The sequence below is a fragment of the Pseudomonas sp. GL-B-12 genome (genome assembly GCF_019955895.1).
Lineage (GTDB): Bacteria > Pseudomonadota > Gammaproteobacteria > Pseudomonadales > Pseudomonadaceae > Aquipseudomonas.
In genome coordinates this window covers 1-14,580 of record NZ_JAHBCX010000036.1, presented here as the reverse complement: position 1 = coordinate 14,580, position 14,580 = coordinate 1, and the positions used below count along the sequence as shown (strand labels likewise).

Below are 14,580 nucleotides of genomic sequence, written 5' to 3'. Positions count from 1 at the left end.
GAATCAAATACGCCGTGTGGCGTAACGCTTGAGCATGCTCGGAACATCGAGAATCAGCGCAATGCGGCCGTCACCGGTGATGGTGGCGCCGGACATACCCGGCGTTCCCTGGAGCATTTTGCCCAATGGCTTGATGACCACTTCTTCCTGACCCACCAGTTGATCGACGACAAAGCCGATCCGCTGCGTGCCCACCGAAAGGATCACCACATGGCCCTCGCGCTGCTCTTCGTGAGCGGCGGAGCTGACCAGCCAGCGTTTGAGATAGAACAATGGCAGTGCCTTGTCCCGCACGATCACCACTTCCTGACCGTCCACGACGTTGGTGGTCGACAGGTCGAGGTGGAAGATCTCGTTGACGTTCACCAGCGGGAACGCAAAGGCCTGGTTGCCGAGCATGACCATCAGCGTCGGCATGATCGCCAGGGTCAGCGGGACCTTGATGACGATCTTCGAACCCTGGCCCTTGGCCGAGTAGATGTTGATCGAACCGTTGAGCTGGGAAATCTTGGTTTTCACCACGTCCATGCCCACGCCGCGACCCGATACGTCGGATATCTCGGTCTTGGTCGAGAAACCCGGGGCGAAGATCAGGTTGTAGCATTCGGTGTCGCTCAAACGGTCCGCCGCATCCTTGTCCATCACACCGCGTTTAACCGCGATGGATCGCAGGACGTTCGGGTCCATGCCTTTGCCGTCATCGGAGATCGACAGCAGGATGTGGTCGCCTTCCTGCTCGGCTGCAAGAATCACCTTGCCGCCCCGGGCCTTGCCCGAGGCTTCGCGTTCTTCCGGTGACTCGATACCGTGGTCGACCGCGTTGCGCACCAAGTGGACCAGCGGGTCGGCCAAGGCCTCGACGAGGTTCTTGTCGAGGTCGGTTTCTTCGCCGACCAGTTCCAGGTTGATCTCTTTCTTGAGCTGGCGAGCCAGGTCGCGAACCAGGCGCGGGAAGCGCCCGAAGACTTTCTTGATCGGTTGCATCCGGGTCTTCATGACCGCGGTTTGCAGGTCGGCGGTGACCACGTCGAGGTTCGACACAGCCTTGGACATGGCTTCGTCGCCGCTGTTGAGGCCGAGGCGGACCAGGCGGTTACGCACCAGCACCAACTCGCCGACCATGTTCATGATCTCGTCGAGACGCGCGGTATCGACGCGCACGGTGGTCTCGGCTTCGCTCGCCGGTTTTTCCGCCGGTGGCGCGGCCGGGGCACGCGCAGCAGCAGGTGCAGCGGCAGCAGCCGGCGTTTCAGCTTTTGGTTCGGGTGCCTTGGTCACTGGTTTCGGCGCCGCAGCCTTCGCGGCCGGCGCGGCAACGGACGTGTTCGATCCGCTGGCAACCGTCGCCTTGCCGACTTCGCTGAACCTGCCTTTGCCGTGCAACTCATCGAGCAGCGATTCAAATTCGTGATCGGTGATCAGATCGCTGCCGACCGCTGCGGCGGCTGGCGCGGCAGGTGCTGGCACAGAAGCAATGGCCGACTCGAGCGCATCGACAGCAAAGTTACCCTTGCCGTGCAGTTGGTCGAGCAGTGCTTCGAATTCGTCGTCAGTAATATCGGAGCTGTCGCCGGCCGCTTTCGGTGCTTCTGGCGCAGCCGGCGTAGGGACCACTGCGTCAACGGCGAACTGGCCTTTACCATGCAGTTGATCGAGCAACGACTCGAACTCGGCATCGGTGATTTCGTCGCTGGCAGCGGCATTGCTGGCAGGCGCTGGAGCAGCCGCCGGGGCCTCGGCCTGCGCCTTGACGGCGTTCAGCGAGTCCAGCAGTTGTTCGAATTCATTGTCGGTGATGTCGCCCGATTCGGCTTCAGCCACAGGCGTTTGAACCACAGCAGCGACAGGCGCGGATACCACCTCGTCAGCCGATTGCGGCTCGGCCAGGCGGGCCAGCGCCGCAAGCAATTCAGGTGTCGCAGCCGTGATCGGGCGGCGTTCGCGGACTTCGCTGAACATGCTGTTCACCGCGTCCAGCGCTTCGAGAACCACGTCCATCAGTTCCGAGTCGACGCGACGTTCACCCTTGCGCAGGATGTCGAACACGTTCTCGGCGATGTGGCAGCACTCCACCAGCTCGTTGAGCTGGAGGAAGCCGGCGCCCCCTTTTACAGTGTGAAAACCGCGAAAAATTGCATTGAGCAGATCCGCATCATCCGGACGGCTTTCCAGCTCGACCAGTTGCTCGGACAGTTGCTCTAGAATCTCGCCGGCCTCAACCAGGAAATCCTGAAGGATCTCTTCATCGGCGCCGAAGCTCATTAAGGGGATGCTCCTAACAGGTCTACCTAAAATCCAAGGCTGGATAGCAAATCGTCCACATCGTCCTGACCGGACACAACGTCTTCTCTTTTATCGGCATGAATCTGCGGACCTTCACCCTGAGATAGATGTTTTTGTGGATCTTTTTCAGCAAGCATCGCTTCGCGGTCATGTTCGATGCCCGCAAAGCGGTCCACCTGACTGGCCATCAGCACGAGCTTGAGCAGGTTGCTTTCAACTTCGGTGACCAACTGGGTCACACGCTTGATCACCTGGCCTGTGAGGTCCTGGTAATCCTGGGCGAGCAGGATGTCGTTGAGGTTGCCCGACACCGCGCGATTGTCCGTGCCGCTGCGCGCCAGGAACCCGTCGACCCGCCGGGCCAGTTCACGAAACTCTTGCGCGCCGACTTCGCGACGCATGAAGCGCCCCCAGTCCGCGCTCAACACCTTGGCTTCATCCGCCAGGCCATTGACCAGCGGCGTGGCACTTTCCACCAGATCCATGGTGCGGTTGGCCGCGGCCTCGGTCAGCTTGACCACATACCCCAGACGCTCGGTGGCGTCGGTGATCTGCGACACTTCTTCGGCTTGCGGCATGTGCGGGTCAATCTGGAAATTGACGATCGCGCTATGCAGTTCGCGAGTGAGCTTGCCCACTTCCTGATACAGGCCGCGGTCACGGGTCTGGTTGAGCTCATGGATCAATTGCACCGCGTCGCCGAACTTGCCTTTTTCAAGGCTGGCGACCAATTCGACGGCGTGTTTTTTCAGGGTCGATTCAAAATCGCCCAATGAAGTTTCGTTATTGCCCATAGCTCCCCCATGGCGCACTCATCAACCGATGCGTTCGAAAATCTTCTCGATTTTTTCTTTCAACGCCTGGGCCGTGAAGGGTTTGACCACATAGCCGTTAACGCCGGCCTGGGCCGCTTCGATGATCTGCTCACGCTTGGCTTCAGCGGTCACCATCAGCACCGGCAGGTGCTTGAGCTTTTCATCGGCACGCACATGGCGCAGCAGATCGATACCGGTCATGCCAGGCATGTTCCAGTCCGTTACCAGAAAGTCGATGCTTCCGCTGTTGAGCACCGGAATGGCGGTAGTGCCATCGTCGGCCTCGACGGTGTTGGTGAACCCAAGGTCACGCAGCAGGTTCTTGATGATCCGCCGCATCGTTGAGAAGTCATCAACGATGAGGATTTTCATGTTCTTGTCCAATTCGACCTCCAAGCAGTCTTAAACGCGCCCAGCACCTGGACACGCCATTTCAATCAATCCGGCAAAGCACTCGATGACTGTCTGGAGCACAACAGATCGCGACCGGCGCAGTTCAACACCACACCGGCCTCGTTCGCAGTGTCCCCCACACTGCCTTCAGCGCGCTCGCCACTCCCCCAAACGCCCCCGCAAACGGGCCGCGCACTGGCTGTGTAACTGGCTGACCCGAGATTCGCTGACCCCAAGGACCTCACCGATTTCCTTGAGGTTCAACTCTTCGTCGTAGTACAGCGCCAACACCAGTCGCTCACGCTCCGGCAAATTGGCAATCGCATCTGCCAGCGCAGCCTGGAAGCGTTCATCTTCCAGGTCGCGTGACGGCTCGATATGAGCACTCGCCCCATCCTCGTGCAGCCCTTCGTGTTCGCCGTCCTGCAACAGATCGTCGAAACTGAACAGCCGGCTGCCCAGGGTGTCGTTCAAAATCCCGTAGTAATCGTCGAGACTCAATTGGAGTTCGGCCGCAACTTCGTGATCTTTAGCATCACGACCGGTTTTCGCTTCAATCGAGCGAATGGCGTCGCTGACCATGCGTGTATTGCGGTGAACCGAACGTGGCGCCCAGTCCCCCTTACGCACTTCATCGAGCATGGCGCCGCGGATTCGAATGCCCGCGTACGTCTCGAAACTGGCGCCTTTGCTGGCGTCATATTTGGTCGACACTTCAAGCAGGCCGATCATCCCGGCCTGGATCAGGTCTTCGACCTGGACACTGGCCGGCAGGCGCGCCAACAAGTGGTAGGCAATGCGTTTAACCAGCGGCGCGTAACGCTCGATCAGCTCGTACTGCGCATCACGCGCCGATGTTTTGTAGAGGTTGTAACCGCTTGCCGTCATAGAACCGGTCCTGCTGTCTGCTGCACGAGGCGCTCGACGAAAAATTCCAGGTGCCCGCGCGGGTTGGCAGGCAGCGGCCAGGTATCGACCTTCTGTGCGATCGCCTTGAATGCCAGCGAGCACTTGGAACGCGGGAAGGCCTCGTAGACGGCGCGCTGCTTCTGCACCGCCTTGCGCACGCTTTCGTCGTAGGGCACCGCGCCGACGTATTGCAGGGCGACGTCGAGGAAGCGATCCGTGACCTTGGTCAACTTGGCGAACAGGTTGCGCCCTTCCTGCGGGCTCTGGGCCATGTTGGCCAGGACGCGGAAGCGGTTCATGCCGTAGTCACGGTTAAGCAATTTGATCAATGCGTAGGCGTCAGTGATCGAGGTCGGCTCGTCGCACACCACCAGCAGCACTTCCTGGGCTGCGCGAACGAAACTGACTACCGAGTCACCAATGCCCGCCGCGGTGTCGATCACCAATACGTCGAGGTTGTCGCCGATATCGCTGAAGGCCTGGATCAGGCCGGCGTGTTGCGCGGGGCTCAGATGCACCATGCTCTGAGTGCCGGATGCGGCCGGAACGATACGGATGCCGCCGGGTCCCTGCAGCAGTACATCGCGCAGTTCGCAGCGGCCCTCGATCACGTCGGCCAGGGTACGTTTGGGTGTCAGGCCCAGCAGAACGTCAACGTTCGCCAGTCCCAGGTCGGCGTCCAACAGCATGACGCGCCGGCCAAGCTCAGCCAGAGCCAGGGACAAGTTCACTGACACATTAGTTTTCCCGACGCCACCTTTGCCGCCGGTCACCGCGATCACCTGTACGGGATGCATGCTGCCCATGTTATTTCTTTACCTTGTCTTGCATAGACGGAGGCCACATTACTGGCTGCGCGTTCACAAACGGAACAATGCATGGCAGACCATCGATGTAGGTACAAAAACTGTTCATTACTACCTTAGCCAACCTGCTTGGTTTGGCTGTGGTAAATATCAGCGAACATGTCAGCCATGGCTTCTTCGCTGGGTTCTTCCTGCATTTGCACGCTGACGGCGCGACTGACCAACTGATGACGGCGCGGCAGATGGAGATCATCCGGAATCCGCGGGCCATCGGTCAGGTAGGCCACCGGCAGCTCATGACTGATGGCCAGGCTCAACACCTCGCCCAGACTAGCCGTTTCATCCAGTTTAGTCAGGATGCAGCCAGCGAGCCCACAACGCTTGTAACTGTGATAAGCGGCGGTTAGAACCTGTTTCTGGCTGGTGGTTGCCAGAACCAGATAATTTTTCGAGCGGATGCCTCGACCGGCCAGGCTTTCGAGCTGCATGCGCAGGGCCGGGTCGCTGGCCTGCAGGCCGGCGGTATCGATCAGTACCACGCGCTTGCGCAGCAAGGGTTCCAGCGCCTGCACCAGCGACTGGCCCGGATCGACGTGGGTCACCGACACGTTGAGTATGCGCCCCAGGGTCTTGAGCTGCTCCTGGGCACCGATGCGGAAGCTGTCCATGCTCACCAGCGCAATGTTCTGCGCGCCGTACTTGAGCACGTAACGGGCAGCCAGCTTGGCCAGGGTGGTGGTCTTGCCCATGCCGGCCGGGCCTACCATGGCGATCACACCGCCCTCTTCCAGCGGCTCGATTTCCGGTGTCACGATCATGCGCGCCAGGTGCGCCAGCAACATGCGCCAGGCCTGACGAGGCTCTTCGATATCGGTGATCATCGTCAAAAGGTCGCGCGACAGCGGGCCGGACAGGCCGATGCGTTGCAGGCGACGCCAGAGGTTGGCCTGGTCCGGACGGCTGCCCTGCAGCTGATTCCAGGCCAGCGAGCCGAGTTGGACTTCCATGAGTTCGCGCAGGCTGTTGAGTTCGAAACGCATCGAGTCGAACGCGCGCGGGTCCACGCCAGTGGAGGCTGGTGCAGCAGCCGGTGCGGGGCGACGGGGTTCGGCGTACGTTGGTTCGATCAACGGCTCGGCTGCGGTGAGCGGCAAGCCGGCGAACAACTGGCGATTGGTCGCATTGTCGCTCTCGCCGTCGCCACGCAGGCTCAGTTCGGCCTGGGCAGTGACGATCCGCGACTGAGTCTTGCGCAGCTCGTCTTCGAGTTCCATGTTCGGAACCCGCGGTGCCAGCGCCGACAACTTGTAATCCAGTGCAGCCGTCAGTTCGACACCTCCTGCGATCCGGCGGTTGCCAATGATGGCGGCATCAGCGCCCAGCTCATCGCGAACCAGCTTCATGGCCTGACGCATATCGGCGGCGAAAAAACGCTTAACTTGCATAAACCACTACCTCAGCCGTTGGGCCCTACTGTCGCAACGATGGTCACTTGCTTGTTGTCAGGGATTTCCTGGTAAGCCAACACGTGCAAACCCGGGACTGCGAGCCGGCCGAATCGCGAGAGCATCGCGCGAACCGGACCGGCCACCAGCAGAATCACCGGCTGACCTTGCATCTCCTGGCGCTGCGCTGCGTCGATCAACGAACGTTGCAGCTTCTCAGCCATGCTTGGCTCCAGCAGAACACCCTCTTCCGAGCCTTGCCCGGCCTTTTGCAGACTATTGAGCAATATCTGTTCCAACCTTGGCTCCAGCGTGATAACTGGCAGCTCCGACTCAGTGCCTACAATGCTTTGGACGATTGCACGGGATACGCCAACACGCACGGCAGCCACCAGCGCGGCGGTATCTTGACTCTTGGCGGCATTGTTGGCGATGGCTTCGGCAATGCTGCGGATGTCGCGCACCGGCACTTGTTCGGCCAACAGCGCTTGCAGCACCTTGAGCAGCTGCGACAGCGAAACCACGCCCGGCACCAGCTCCTCGGCCAGTTTCGGCGAGCTTTTGCCCAGCAATTGCATGAGCTGCTGCACTTCTTCGTGACCGATCAGTTCACTGGAATGCTTGTAGAGAATCTGGTTCAGGTGGGTAGCCACTACTGTACTGGCATCGACCACCGTATAACCGAGGGATTGCGCCTGGGCGCGCTGGCTGATTTCGATCCAGACCGCCTCCAGGCCGAAAGCCGGATCTTTGGCGGTAATGCCGTTGAGCGTGCCGTAGACCTGCCCCGGGTTGATCGCCAGCTCGCGATCCGGGTAAATCTCTGCTTCGGCCAGGATTACCCCCATGAGGGTCAGGCGATAGGCACTGGGCGCCAGGTCGAGGTTGTCGCGGATATGCACGGTCGGCATCAGGAAACCCAGATCCTGGGACAGCTTCTTGCGCACACCCTTGATCCGCGCCAGCAACTGGCCGCCCTGGTTGCGGTCCACCAACGGAATCAGGCGATAACCCACCTCCAGGCCGATCATGTCGATGGGCGTCACGTCATCCCAGCCAAGCTCCTTGGTTTCCTGGGCACGGGCCGGCGACGGCAACAACTCCTGCTGGCGCTTGACCTCTTGCAGGGCCTGCACCTTGGCGACGTTCTGCTTTTTCCAGAACAGGTAGGCGCCACCGGCCGCCAGGGCCGCCATGCTGAGGAACGAGAAGTGCGGCATGCCGGGCACCAGGCCCATGACCGCCATCAAGCCTGCCGCCACCGCCAGCGCCTTGGGCGAGGCGAACATCTGGCGATTGATTTGCTTGCCCATGTCTTCCGAACCGGAAGCACGGGTCACCATGATCGCGGCGGCTGTCGATAACAACAGTGATGGCAATTGCGCCACCAATCCGTCACCGATGGTCAACAGCGCATACACCTTGCCGGCGTCGGCGAAGTTCATGTTGTGCTGGAAGATACCGACCGCCATGCCGCCGATCAGGTTGATGAACAGAATCAGCAGGCCGGCGATGGCGTCACCGCGGACGAATTTGCTGGCACCGTCCATGGAACCGTAGAACTCGGCTTCCTGGGCCACTTCCGAACGACGGGCCTTGGCCTGGGCCTGATCGATCAGGCCGGCGTTGAGGTCGGCGTCGATCGCCATTTGCTTGCCGGGCATCGCATCGAGGGTGAAACGCGCGCTCACCTCGGAAATCCGCCCTGCGCCCTTGGTCACCACGACGAAGTTGATGATCATCAAGATCGCGAAGACCACGATACCAACCACGTAGTTACCGCCAATCACCACCTCGCCGAAGGCCTGGATCACCTTGCCGGCCGCCGCATGACCGTCCTGGCCGTGGAGCATCACCACCCGCGTGGAGGCCACGTTCAACGCCAGGCGCAATAGCGTCGCCACCAGCAGAATGGTCGGGAACACCGCGAAATCCAGCGGCCGCAAAGCGTAGACGCACACCAGCAGCACGACGATGGACAGGGCAATGTTGAAGGTGAAGAACACGTCCAGCAGGAACGGCGGCACCGGCAACATCATCATCGCCAGCATGACCAGCAGCAACAGCGGCACGCCCAGATTGCCTCGACTGAGGTCGGCAATGTTTGTGCGGGCACTGTTGATTAACTGAGAGCGATCCACCGGTTTTCCCCGTTCCTTTAAAGCAAACTTTTGACGCCTGAAGCAGGCGCAGAACGGCTACTGCAAGAAGCTTTCCAACTTTTGCAGAGGGAGAAATACAGAGTTTTTCAGGGGGTTATGTAGTGCCTTGACTGGCCTCTTCGCGAGCAAGCCCGCTCCCACAAGTTATCGCCGAACCTGTGGGCTTGCCCGCGAAGGGGCCATCAGCGACAGCGCGAATCTCAGGAATCGCGCCGCAGATCCGGCGGAATCGGCAGGTCATCCTTGAGCGGATCCGGTCGCTTGCCCTTGCCCGCCTGGTACTGTCGAATCTGATAAACGTAAGCCAGCACCTGCGCGACCGCCAGGTAGAGCCCGCCGGGGATTTCCTGCTCAAGCTCGGTGGAGTAGTAGATCGATCGCGCCAGCGCCGGCGACTCCAGCAGCAGGATCTCGTTGGCCGCCGCGATCTCGCGGATCTTCAGGGCCAGGAAGTCGCTACCCTTGGCCAGCAACACCGGCGCATTACCCTTTTCCGGGTCGTACTTCAGGGCCACGGCATAGTGCGTCGGGTTGGTGATGACCACGTCGGCCTCGGGAATGGCGGCCATCATCCGCCGCTGGGACATCTCGCGTTGCAGCTGTCGAATCCGCTGCTTGACCTCCGGCCGCCCCTCCTGGTCCTTATGCTCGTCACGCACTTCCTGCTTGGTCATCAGCAGTTTCTTGTGGCTTTCCCAGAGTTGTACCGGCACATCCACCACAGCGATCAGGATCAGCCCGCACGCCATCCACAAGGTGCTCCAGCCCACCACTTGCAGGCTGTGAATGATCGCCATGTCCAAGGGCTCATGGGCGATGCGCAGTAGGTCATCGATGTCCGATGACAACACCGCCAGCGCCACGAACAGGATGATGATGAACTTGGCCAGAGCCTTGAGCAGTTCGATCAGCGACTTGGTGGAGAACATGCGCTTGAGGCCGGGACCGGGGTTCAAGCGACTGAACTTGGGCGCCATGGAACTCGCCGCGAACAACCAGCCACCCAGGGAAATCGGACCGATGATGGCGGCCAGCACCAGCGTGATCATCACCGGCTGGATCGACCACAGGGCAATTTGCCCCGAGCGCATCAGGTAGGTGGCCATGGAGCGCTGATCCAGAATCACTTCCCGCGGCAGCGAGAAGTTGATGCGCATCAGCTCCATCATGTCCTGCGCCATGGCGCCGCCAAAAATCAGCAGCGCCGAGGCACCGACCAGCATGATCGCCAGGGTGTTGAGTTCCTTGGACCGCGCTATCTCCCCCTTTTCACGGGAGTCCTGCTTGCGCTTCTCCGTGGGGTCTTCTGTTTTGTCCTGACCGCTTTCGCTCTCAGCCATGACTCAGCTCGCCCGTGCCATTTCGCGTAACAACTGCAATGCCTCAGTGGCCAGCGGTTGATACTGGTTGAGAATGTCCGCCAGCCCGACCCAGACGATGAACAGCCCAAGCACCAGGATCAGCGGGAAGCCGACAGAGAAAATATTGAGTTGCGGCGCCGCCCGGGTCATGACGCCAAACGCGATGTTGACCACCAGCAACGCGGTGATCGCCGGCAGCACCAGCAACAACGCCGAACCGAGCACCCAGCCGAGCTTGCCGGCCAGCTCCCAGTAGTGATTGACCATCAGGCCGCCACCCACCGGCAACGTGGTGAAACTCTCGGTGAGGATCTCGAACACCACCAGATGACCGTTCATGGATAGGAACAGCAGCGTCACCAGCATGGTGAAAAACTGCCCGATCACCGCCGTCGATACACCGTTCGCCGGGTCGATCATGGAAGCGAAGCCCATGCCCATCTGGATGGCGACGATTTGCCCGGCGACCACAAAGGCCTGAAAGAACAGCTGCAAGGAAAAACCCATCACCGCACCGATGAGAATCTGCTCGGCAATCAGCAACAACCCGCTCAAATCCAGTGGATTCACCGGCGGCATCGGCGGCAGGCCCGGCGCGATGACCACGGTAATGGCCAAGGCGAAATACAGGCGGATGCGCCGGGGCAGCAGGGTCGTGCCAAATACCGGCATGACCATCAGCAAGGAGCCGACGCGAAACAGCGGCAGCATGAACGTCGCCACCCAGGTGCTGATCTGCGTATCGGTCAGCGCTAGCAGTGACATGGTTTAGCCGATGACCTGAGGAATGCTGCCGTACAACTGCAGGATGTAGTCCATGAAGGTCTGCACCATCCATGGACCGCCGACGATCAGCGTCACCAGCATCACCAGCAGGCGCGGCAGGAAGCTCAGGGTCTGTTCGTTGATCTGGGTGGCGGCCTGGAACATCGCCACCAGCAGGCCCACAAGCAAACTTGGAATCACCAGGATCGCCACCATCATGGTGGTCAGCCACAACGCTTCGCGAAAGATGTCGACCGCGACTTCTGGCGTCATGGCGAGACACCACCGAAGCTGCTGGCCAGCGTGCCGATGATCAGCGCCCAGCCATCCACCAGCACGAACAACATGATCTTGAACGGCAGGGAAATGATCAGCGGCGAGAGCATCATCATACCCATGGCCATCAACACACTGGCCACGACCAGGTCGATGATCAGGAACGGAATGAAGATCATGAAGCCGATCTGGAACGCCGTTTTCAGCTCGGAGGTGACGAAGGCCGGCACCAGGATGGTCAACGGCGCCTGATCCGGCGTCGCGATGTCAGTGCGCTTGGACAGGCGCATGAACAGCTCCAGATCACTGGAGCGGGTCTGGGCGAGCATGAAGTCCTTGATCGGCACCTGGGCCTTGGCGACCGCATCCTGGGCGGTCATTTTTTCTGCCAGGTACGGTTGCAAGGCGTCCTGATTTACCCGGTCGAACACCGGCGCCATGATGAACAGGGTCAGGAACAGTGCCATGCCGGTGAGGATCTGGTTCGACGGTGTCTGCTGCAGGCCCAGGGCCTGGCGCAGGATCGAGAACACGATGATGATCCGGGTGAAGCTGGTCATCAGCATGACAAACGCCGGGATAAAACTCAGCGCGGTCATGATCAGCAGGATTTGCAGGCTGACCGAGTATTCCTGCGCACCCTGCGCATTGGTGCCCAGGGTGATGGCCGGGATCGACAGCGGATCGGCACCGAATGCCAGCGGCGCGGCCAGCATCAGGGCCAGCATCAAGACGATGCGTAGCGCACCCATTACTTCTTATCCTTCTGATCTTTACCCAGCATCTCCAGCAGGCGCTGTGCAAACTCCGGCGTCGGCTTTTCGGTACTCGGCACTTGCACCGGTTCCTTGAGAACGTGCAGCGCAGCAATGTTGCCGGGGCTCAGGCCCAACAGAATCTGCTCGTTGCCGACCTGCACCAGCATCAGGCGGTCACGAGGCCCCAGCGCGCGGGAGCCGACAATCTCGATCACCTGCCCCTTGCCTGCCGGACCGGCCTGCTGGACCCGACGCAGCAACCAGGCGAGGAGAAAGATCAGCCCCAGCACCAGCAGCAAGCCGAACACCAGTTGCGTCAACTGGCCAGCCACACCGCTGCTCACCGCCGGCGCAGCGGCGGTAACAGCTGTCGCAACCGGCTCGGCCGCCAGCACGCTGAGCGGCATTGCGAGCACAAACCCCAGAACCTTTTTCACTCAGCGCAGCTTCTTGATGCGTTCGCTTGGGCTGATCACGTCCGTCAGGCGGATGCCGAACTTCTCGTTGACCACCACCACTTCGCCGTGGGCGATGAGCGTGCCATTGACCAGCACGTCCAGTGGCTCGCCGGCCAGGCGATCAAGCTCGATCACCGAACCCTGGTTCAGTTGCAGCAGGTTGCGGATGTTGATGTCGGTGCTGCCCACTTCCATGGAAATCGACACCGGGATATCAAGGATCACGTCCAGGTTCGGGCCTTCGAGGCTGACCGGGTCGTTGTTTTTCGGCACGCTGCCGAACTCTTCCATTGGCAAACGGTTAGACGCGGAACTGCCGGAATCGGCGGCCAGCAAAGCGTCGATGTCAGCCTGCCCGGCATCACCGGTTTCTTCCAGGGCCGCAGCCCATTCATCGGCCAGCGCCTGATCGTCCTGCGTGTTCATATTGTCAGTGTCCTCGGCGAGCAAAAATTCAGAATTCGGTTAATCGCGAATGGGTACGAGCGCCGGTCAACGGCGCTCGATCGGCTCGATCACTTGCAACGCCAGGTTGCCCTTGTGCGAGCCCATCTTGACCTTGAAGGCCGGCACGCCGTTGGCGCGCATGATCATTTCTTCCGGCATCTCGACCGGGATCACATCCCCCGGCTGCATGTGCAGGATGTCGCGCAGGCGCAACTGACGACGAGCCACCGTCGCCCCGATCGGCACGTCGACGTCCAGCACGTCCTGGCGCAGGGCGTTGACCCACCGCTCGTCCTGGTCATCGAGGTCCGACTGAAAGCCGGCGTCGAGCATTTCGCGCACCGGCTCGATCATCGAGTACGGCATGGTCACGTGCAGGTCGCCGCCACCGCCATCGAGTTCGATGTGGAAGGTCGACACCACAATGGCTTCGCTCGGGCCGACGATGTTGGCCATGGCCGGGTTCACTTCCGAGTTGATGTACTCGAAGTTGACTTCCATGATCGCTTGCCAGGCTTCCTTCAAGTCGACAAAGGCCTGCTCCAGCACCATGCGCACCACACGCAGTTCGGTCGGGGTGAATTCACGCCCTTCGATCTTGGCGTGCCGGCCGTCGCCACCGAAGAAGTTGTCCACCAGCTTGAACACCAGTTTGGCGTCGAGGATGAACAGCGCGGTGCCGCGCAGGGGTTTGATCTTGACCAGGTTCAGACTGGTCGGCACGTACAGCGAATGCACGTATTCGCCGAACTTCATCACCTGCACGCCGCCGACCGCCACGTCCGCCGAGCGACGCAGCATGTTGAACATGCTGATGCGGGTGTAGCGGGCGAAACGTTCGTTGATCATTTCCAGGGTCGGCATGCGTCCACGGACGATGCGATCCTGGCTGGTCAGGTCATAGCTTTTGACGGTGCCGGGTTCGGCAGCGTTTTCGGTCTGTACCAGACCATCGTCGACGCCATGCAACAGCGCGTCGATTTCATCCTGGGACAGCAGGTCCTGCACGGCCATGTCGTGTTCCTACTGCAGTACGAAATTAGTGAAAAGCAACTGTTCGATCACCACTTTGCCGAGCTCTTTCTGCGCCACTTCCTGGACGCTGGCGGTGGCTTTCTGCCGCAGCATTTCCTGTCCGACCGGCGAGGCGAGGGTCGCGAAGTCCTGCCCGGAGAACAGCATGACCAGGTTATTGCGGATCACCGGCATGTGGACCTTGAGCGCCTCCAGATCCGCCTGGTTGCGCGCGAGCATGGTGATGCTCACTTGCATGTAGCGCTGGCGGCCGTTCTGGTTGAAGTTGGCCACGAAGGCCGGCGCCATCGCCTCGAAAATCGCTGGCTGTTTGCCGATGGCAGCGGTTTCTGCCACGGTGGCGGCAGGCTTGCTCTGAGCGCTGTGCATGAAGTACCAGGTCGCCCCCACGGACACACCGATCGCCAGCAGCAGGGCCACCACGATCACGATAATCAGCTTGAGTTTGCCTTTGGTTGCGGGGTCTTTAACTGCTGCGTCGCTCTTCGCCATGCCAATAATCCGTCACTATTCGGGTTTTCACAGTCGCACGGCAAGGCAAGAGCAAGTGTTATGCCAGAAGTGTCTGGAAAGGATTGGGCGGGGACGGGTGCGATTCGCAATATGCAGTGAAACCCCTGTGGGAGCGGGCTTGCTCGCGAAAGCGGTGTGTCAGACGCATTCATGT

General features: G+C 60.5%; 15 protein-coding genes. All 15 read right to left on the bottom strand.

Translation table 11 applies throughout. The features are described 5' to 3' along the window. Window positions 1-3 precede the first annotated feature (3 nt). The 15 genes from KGA85_RS20155 to fliL all read right to left on the bottom strand — a co-directional run bounded on the left by KGA85_RS20155 (window position 4) and on the right by fliL (window position 14,405). Entirely contained in the window at window positions 4-2,262 is a 2,259-nt protein-coding gene (locus tag KGA85_RS20155; protein ID WP_223460024.1) for a chemotaxis protein CheA, read from the bottom strand. 26 nt (window positions 2,263-2,288) lie between these two features. Further along, on the bottom strand, window positions 2,289-3,077 hold the full coding sequence (locus KGA85_RS20150) for a protein phosphatase CheZ (protein WP_223460026.1): 789 nt from the start codon (window positions 3,075-3,077) through the stop codon (window positions 2,289-2,291). A gap of 21 nt (window positions 3,078-3,098) precedes the next feature. Next, window positions 3,099-3,470, bottom strand: a complete 372-nt coding sequence (locus KGA85_RS20145; RefSeq protein ID WP_003183998.1) for a chemotaxis response regulator CheY — start codon at window positions 3,468-3,470, stop codon at window positions 3,099-3,101. Between the two features lie 168 nt (window positions 3,471-3,638). Continuing rightward, window positions 3,639-4,379, bottom strand: a complete 741-nt coding sequence (gene fliA / locus KGA85_RS20140) for an RNA polymerase sigma factor FliA (protein WP_223460028.1) — start codon at window positions 4,377-4,379, stop codon at window positions 3,639-3,641. After that, complete coding sequence (gene fleN, locus KGA85_RS20135) at window positions 4,376-5,206, bottom strand: flagellar synthesis regulator FleN (protein WP_008001746.1); 831 nt, start codon at window positions 5,204-5,206, stop codon at window positions 4,376-4,378. Before fleN ends, fliA begins: the two co-directional genes overlap by 4 nt. Before the next feature lie 116 nt (window positions 5,207-5,322). Further along, window positions 5,323-6,651 carry a flagellar biosynthesis protein FlhF gene (gene flhF, locus KGA85_RS20130; RefSeq protein ID WP_223460030.1) on the bottom strand — a complete coding sequence of 443 codons (1,329 nt, stop codon included), beginning with the start codon at window positions 6,649-6,651 and terminating at the stop codon, window positions 5,323-5,325. 11 nt (window positions 6,652-6,662) lie between these two features. Then, window positions 6,663-8,792 (bottom strand): flagellar biosynthesis protein FlhA, encoded by a 2,130-nt coding sequence (gene flhA / locus KGA85_RS20125; protein WP_223460032.1) that lies wholly within the window; start codon window positions 8,790-8,792, stop codon window positions 6,663-6,665. A gap of 221 nt (window positions 8,793-9,013) precedes the next feature. Next, on the bottom strand, window positions 9,014-10,153 hold the full coding sequence (flhB, locus tag KGA85_RS20120) for a flagellar biosynthesis protein FlhB (RefSeq protein ID WP_223460034.1): 1,140 nt from the start codon (window positions 10,151-10,153) through the stop codon (window positions 9,014-9,016). 3 nt (window positions 10,154-10,156) lie between these two features. Then, entirely contained in the window at window positions 10,157-10,939 is a 783-nt protein-coding gene (fliR, locus tag KGA85_RS20115) for a flagellar biosynthetic protein FliR (protein WP_150724473.1), read from the bottom strand. Between the two features lie 3 nt (window positions 10,940-10,942). Then, complete coding sequence (fliQ, locus tag KGA85_RS20110) at window positions 10,943-11,212, bottom strand: flagellar biosynthesis protein FliQ (RefSeq protein WP_007983364.1); 270 nt, start codon at window positions 11,210-11,212, stop codon at window positions 10,943-10,945. Beyond that, the gene (fliP, locus tag KGA85_RS20105; RefSeq protein ID WP_223460036.1) at window positions 11,209-11,967 is read right to left on the bottom strand and encodes a flagellar type III secretion system pore protein FliP; all 759 of its coding nucleotides are present in this window, start codon (window positions 11,965-11,967) and stop codon (window positions 11,209-11,211) included. Before fliP ends, fliQ begins: the two co-directional genes overlap by 4 nt. Beyond that, entirely contained in the window at window positions 11,967-12,410 is a 444-nt protein-coding gene (fliO, locus tag KGA85_RS20100; protein ID WP_223460038.1) for a flagellar biosynthetic protein FliO, read from the bottom strand. Before fliO ends, fliP begins: the two co-directional genes overlap by 1 nt. Next, complete coding sequence (gene fliN / locus KGA85_RS20095) at window positions 12,411-12,857, bottom strand: flagellar motor switch protein FliN (protein WP_057398370.1); 447 nt, start codon at window positions 12,855-12,857, stop codon at window positions 12,411-12,413. It abuts the gene before it with no gap. Between the two features lie 66 nt (window positions 12,858-12,923). After that, complete coding sequence (fliM, locus tag KGA85_RS20090) at window positions 12,924-13,892, bottom strand: flagellar motor switch protein FliM (protein ID WP_057398369.1); 969 nt, start codon at window positions 13,890-13,892, stop codon at window positions 12,924-12,926. A gap of 9 nt (window positions 13,893-13,901) precedes the next feature. Continuing rightward, complete coding sequence (fliL, locus tag KGA85_RS20085; RefSeq protein ID WP_223537491.1) at window positions 13,902-14,405, bottom strand: flagellar basal body-associated protein FliL; 504 nt, start codon at window positions 14,403-14,405, stop codon at window positions 13,902-13,904. Between the last annotated feature and the right edge of the window lie 175 nt (window positions 14,406-14,580).

Bases quoted from the DNA above. Each gene is read 5' to 3' on its own strand.
- KGA85_RS20155 (WP_223460024.1), bottom strand. From the start codon at position 2,262: ATGAGCTTCGGCGCCGATGAAGAGATCCTTCAGGATTTCCTGGTTGAG.
- KGA85_RS20150 (WP_223460026.1), bottom strand. From the start codon at position 3,077: ATGGGCAATAACGAAACTTCATTGGGCGATTTTGAATCGACCCTGAAA.
- KGA85_RS20145 (WP_003183998.1), bottom strand. From the start codon at position 3,470: ATGAAAATCCTCATCGTTGATGACTTCTCAACGATGCGGCGGATCATC.
- fliA (WP_223460028.1), bottom strand. From the start codon at position 4,379: ATGACGGCAAGCGGTTACAACCTCTACAAAACATCGGCGCGTGATGCG.
- fleN (WP_008001746.1), bottom strand. From the start codon at position 5,206: ATGGGCAGCATGCATCCCGTACAGGTGATCGCGGTGACCGGCGGCAAA.
- flhF (WP_223460030.1), bottom strand. From the start codon at position 6,651: ATGCAAGTTAAGCGTTTTTTCGCCGCCGATATGCGTCAGGCCATGAAG.
- flhB (WP_223460034.1), bottom strand. From the start codon at position 10,153: ATGGCTGAGAGCGAAAGCGGTCAGGACAAAACAGAAGACCCCACGGAG.
- fliR (WP_150724473.1), bottom strand. From the start codon at position 10,939: ATGTCACTGCTAGCGCTGACCGATACGCAGATCAGCACCTGGGTGGCG.
- fliQ (WP_007983364.1), bottom strand. From the start codon at position 11,212: ATGACGCCAGAAGTCGCGGTCGACATCTTTCGCGAAGCGTTGTGGCTG.
- fliP (WP_223460036.1), bottom strand. From the start codon at position 11,967: ATGGGTGCGCTACGCATCGTCTTGATGCTGGCCCTGATGCTGGCCGCG.
- fliN (WP_057398370.1), bottom strand. From the start codon at position 12,857: ATGAACACGCAGGACGATCAGGCGCTGGCCGATGAATGGGCTGCGGCC.
- fliM (WP_057398369.1), bottom strand. From the start codon at position 13,892: ATGGCCGTGCAGGACCTGCTGTCCCAGGATGAAATCGACGCGCTGTTG.
- fliL (WP_223537491.1), bottom strand. From the start codon at position 14,405: ATGGCGAAGAGCGACGCAGCAGTTAAAGACCCCGCAACCAAAGGCAAA.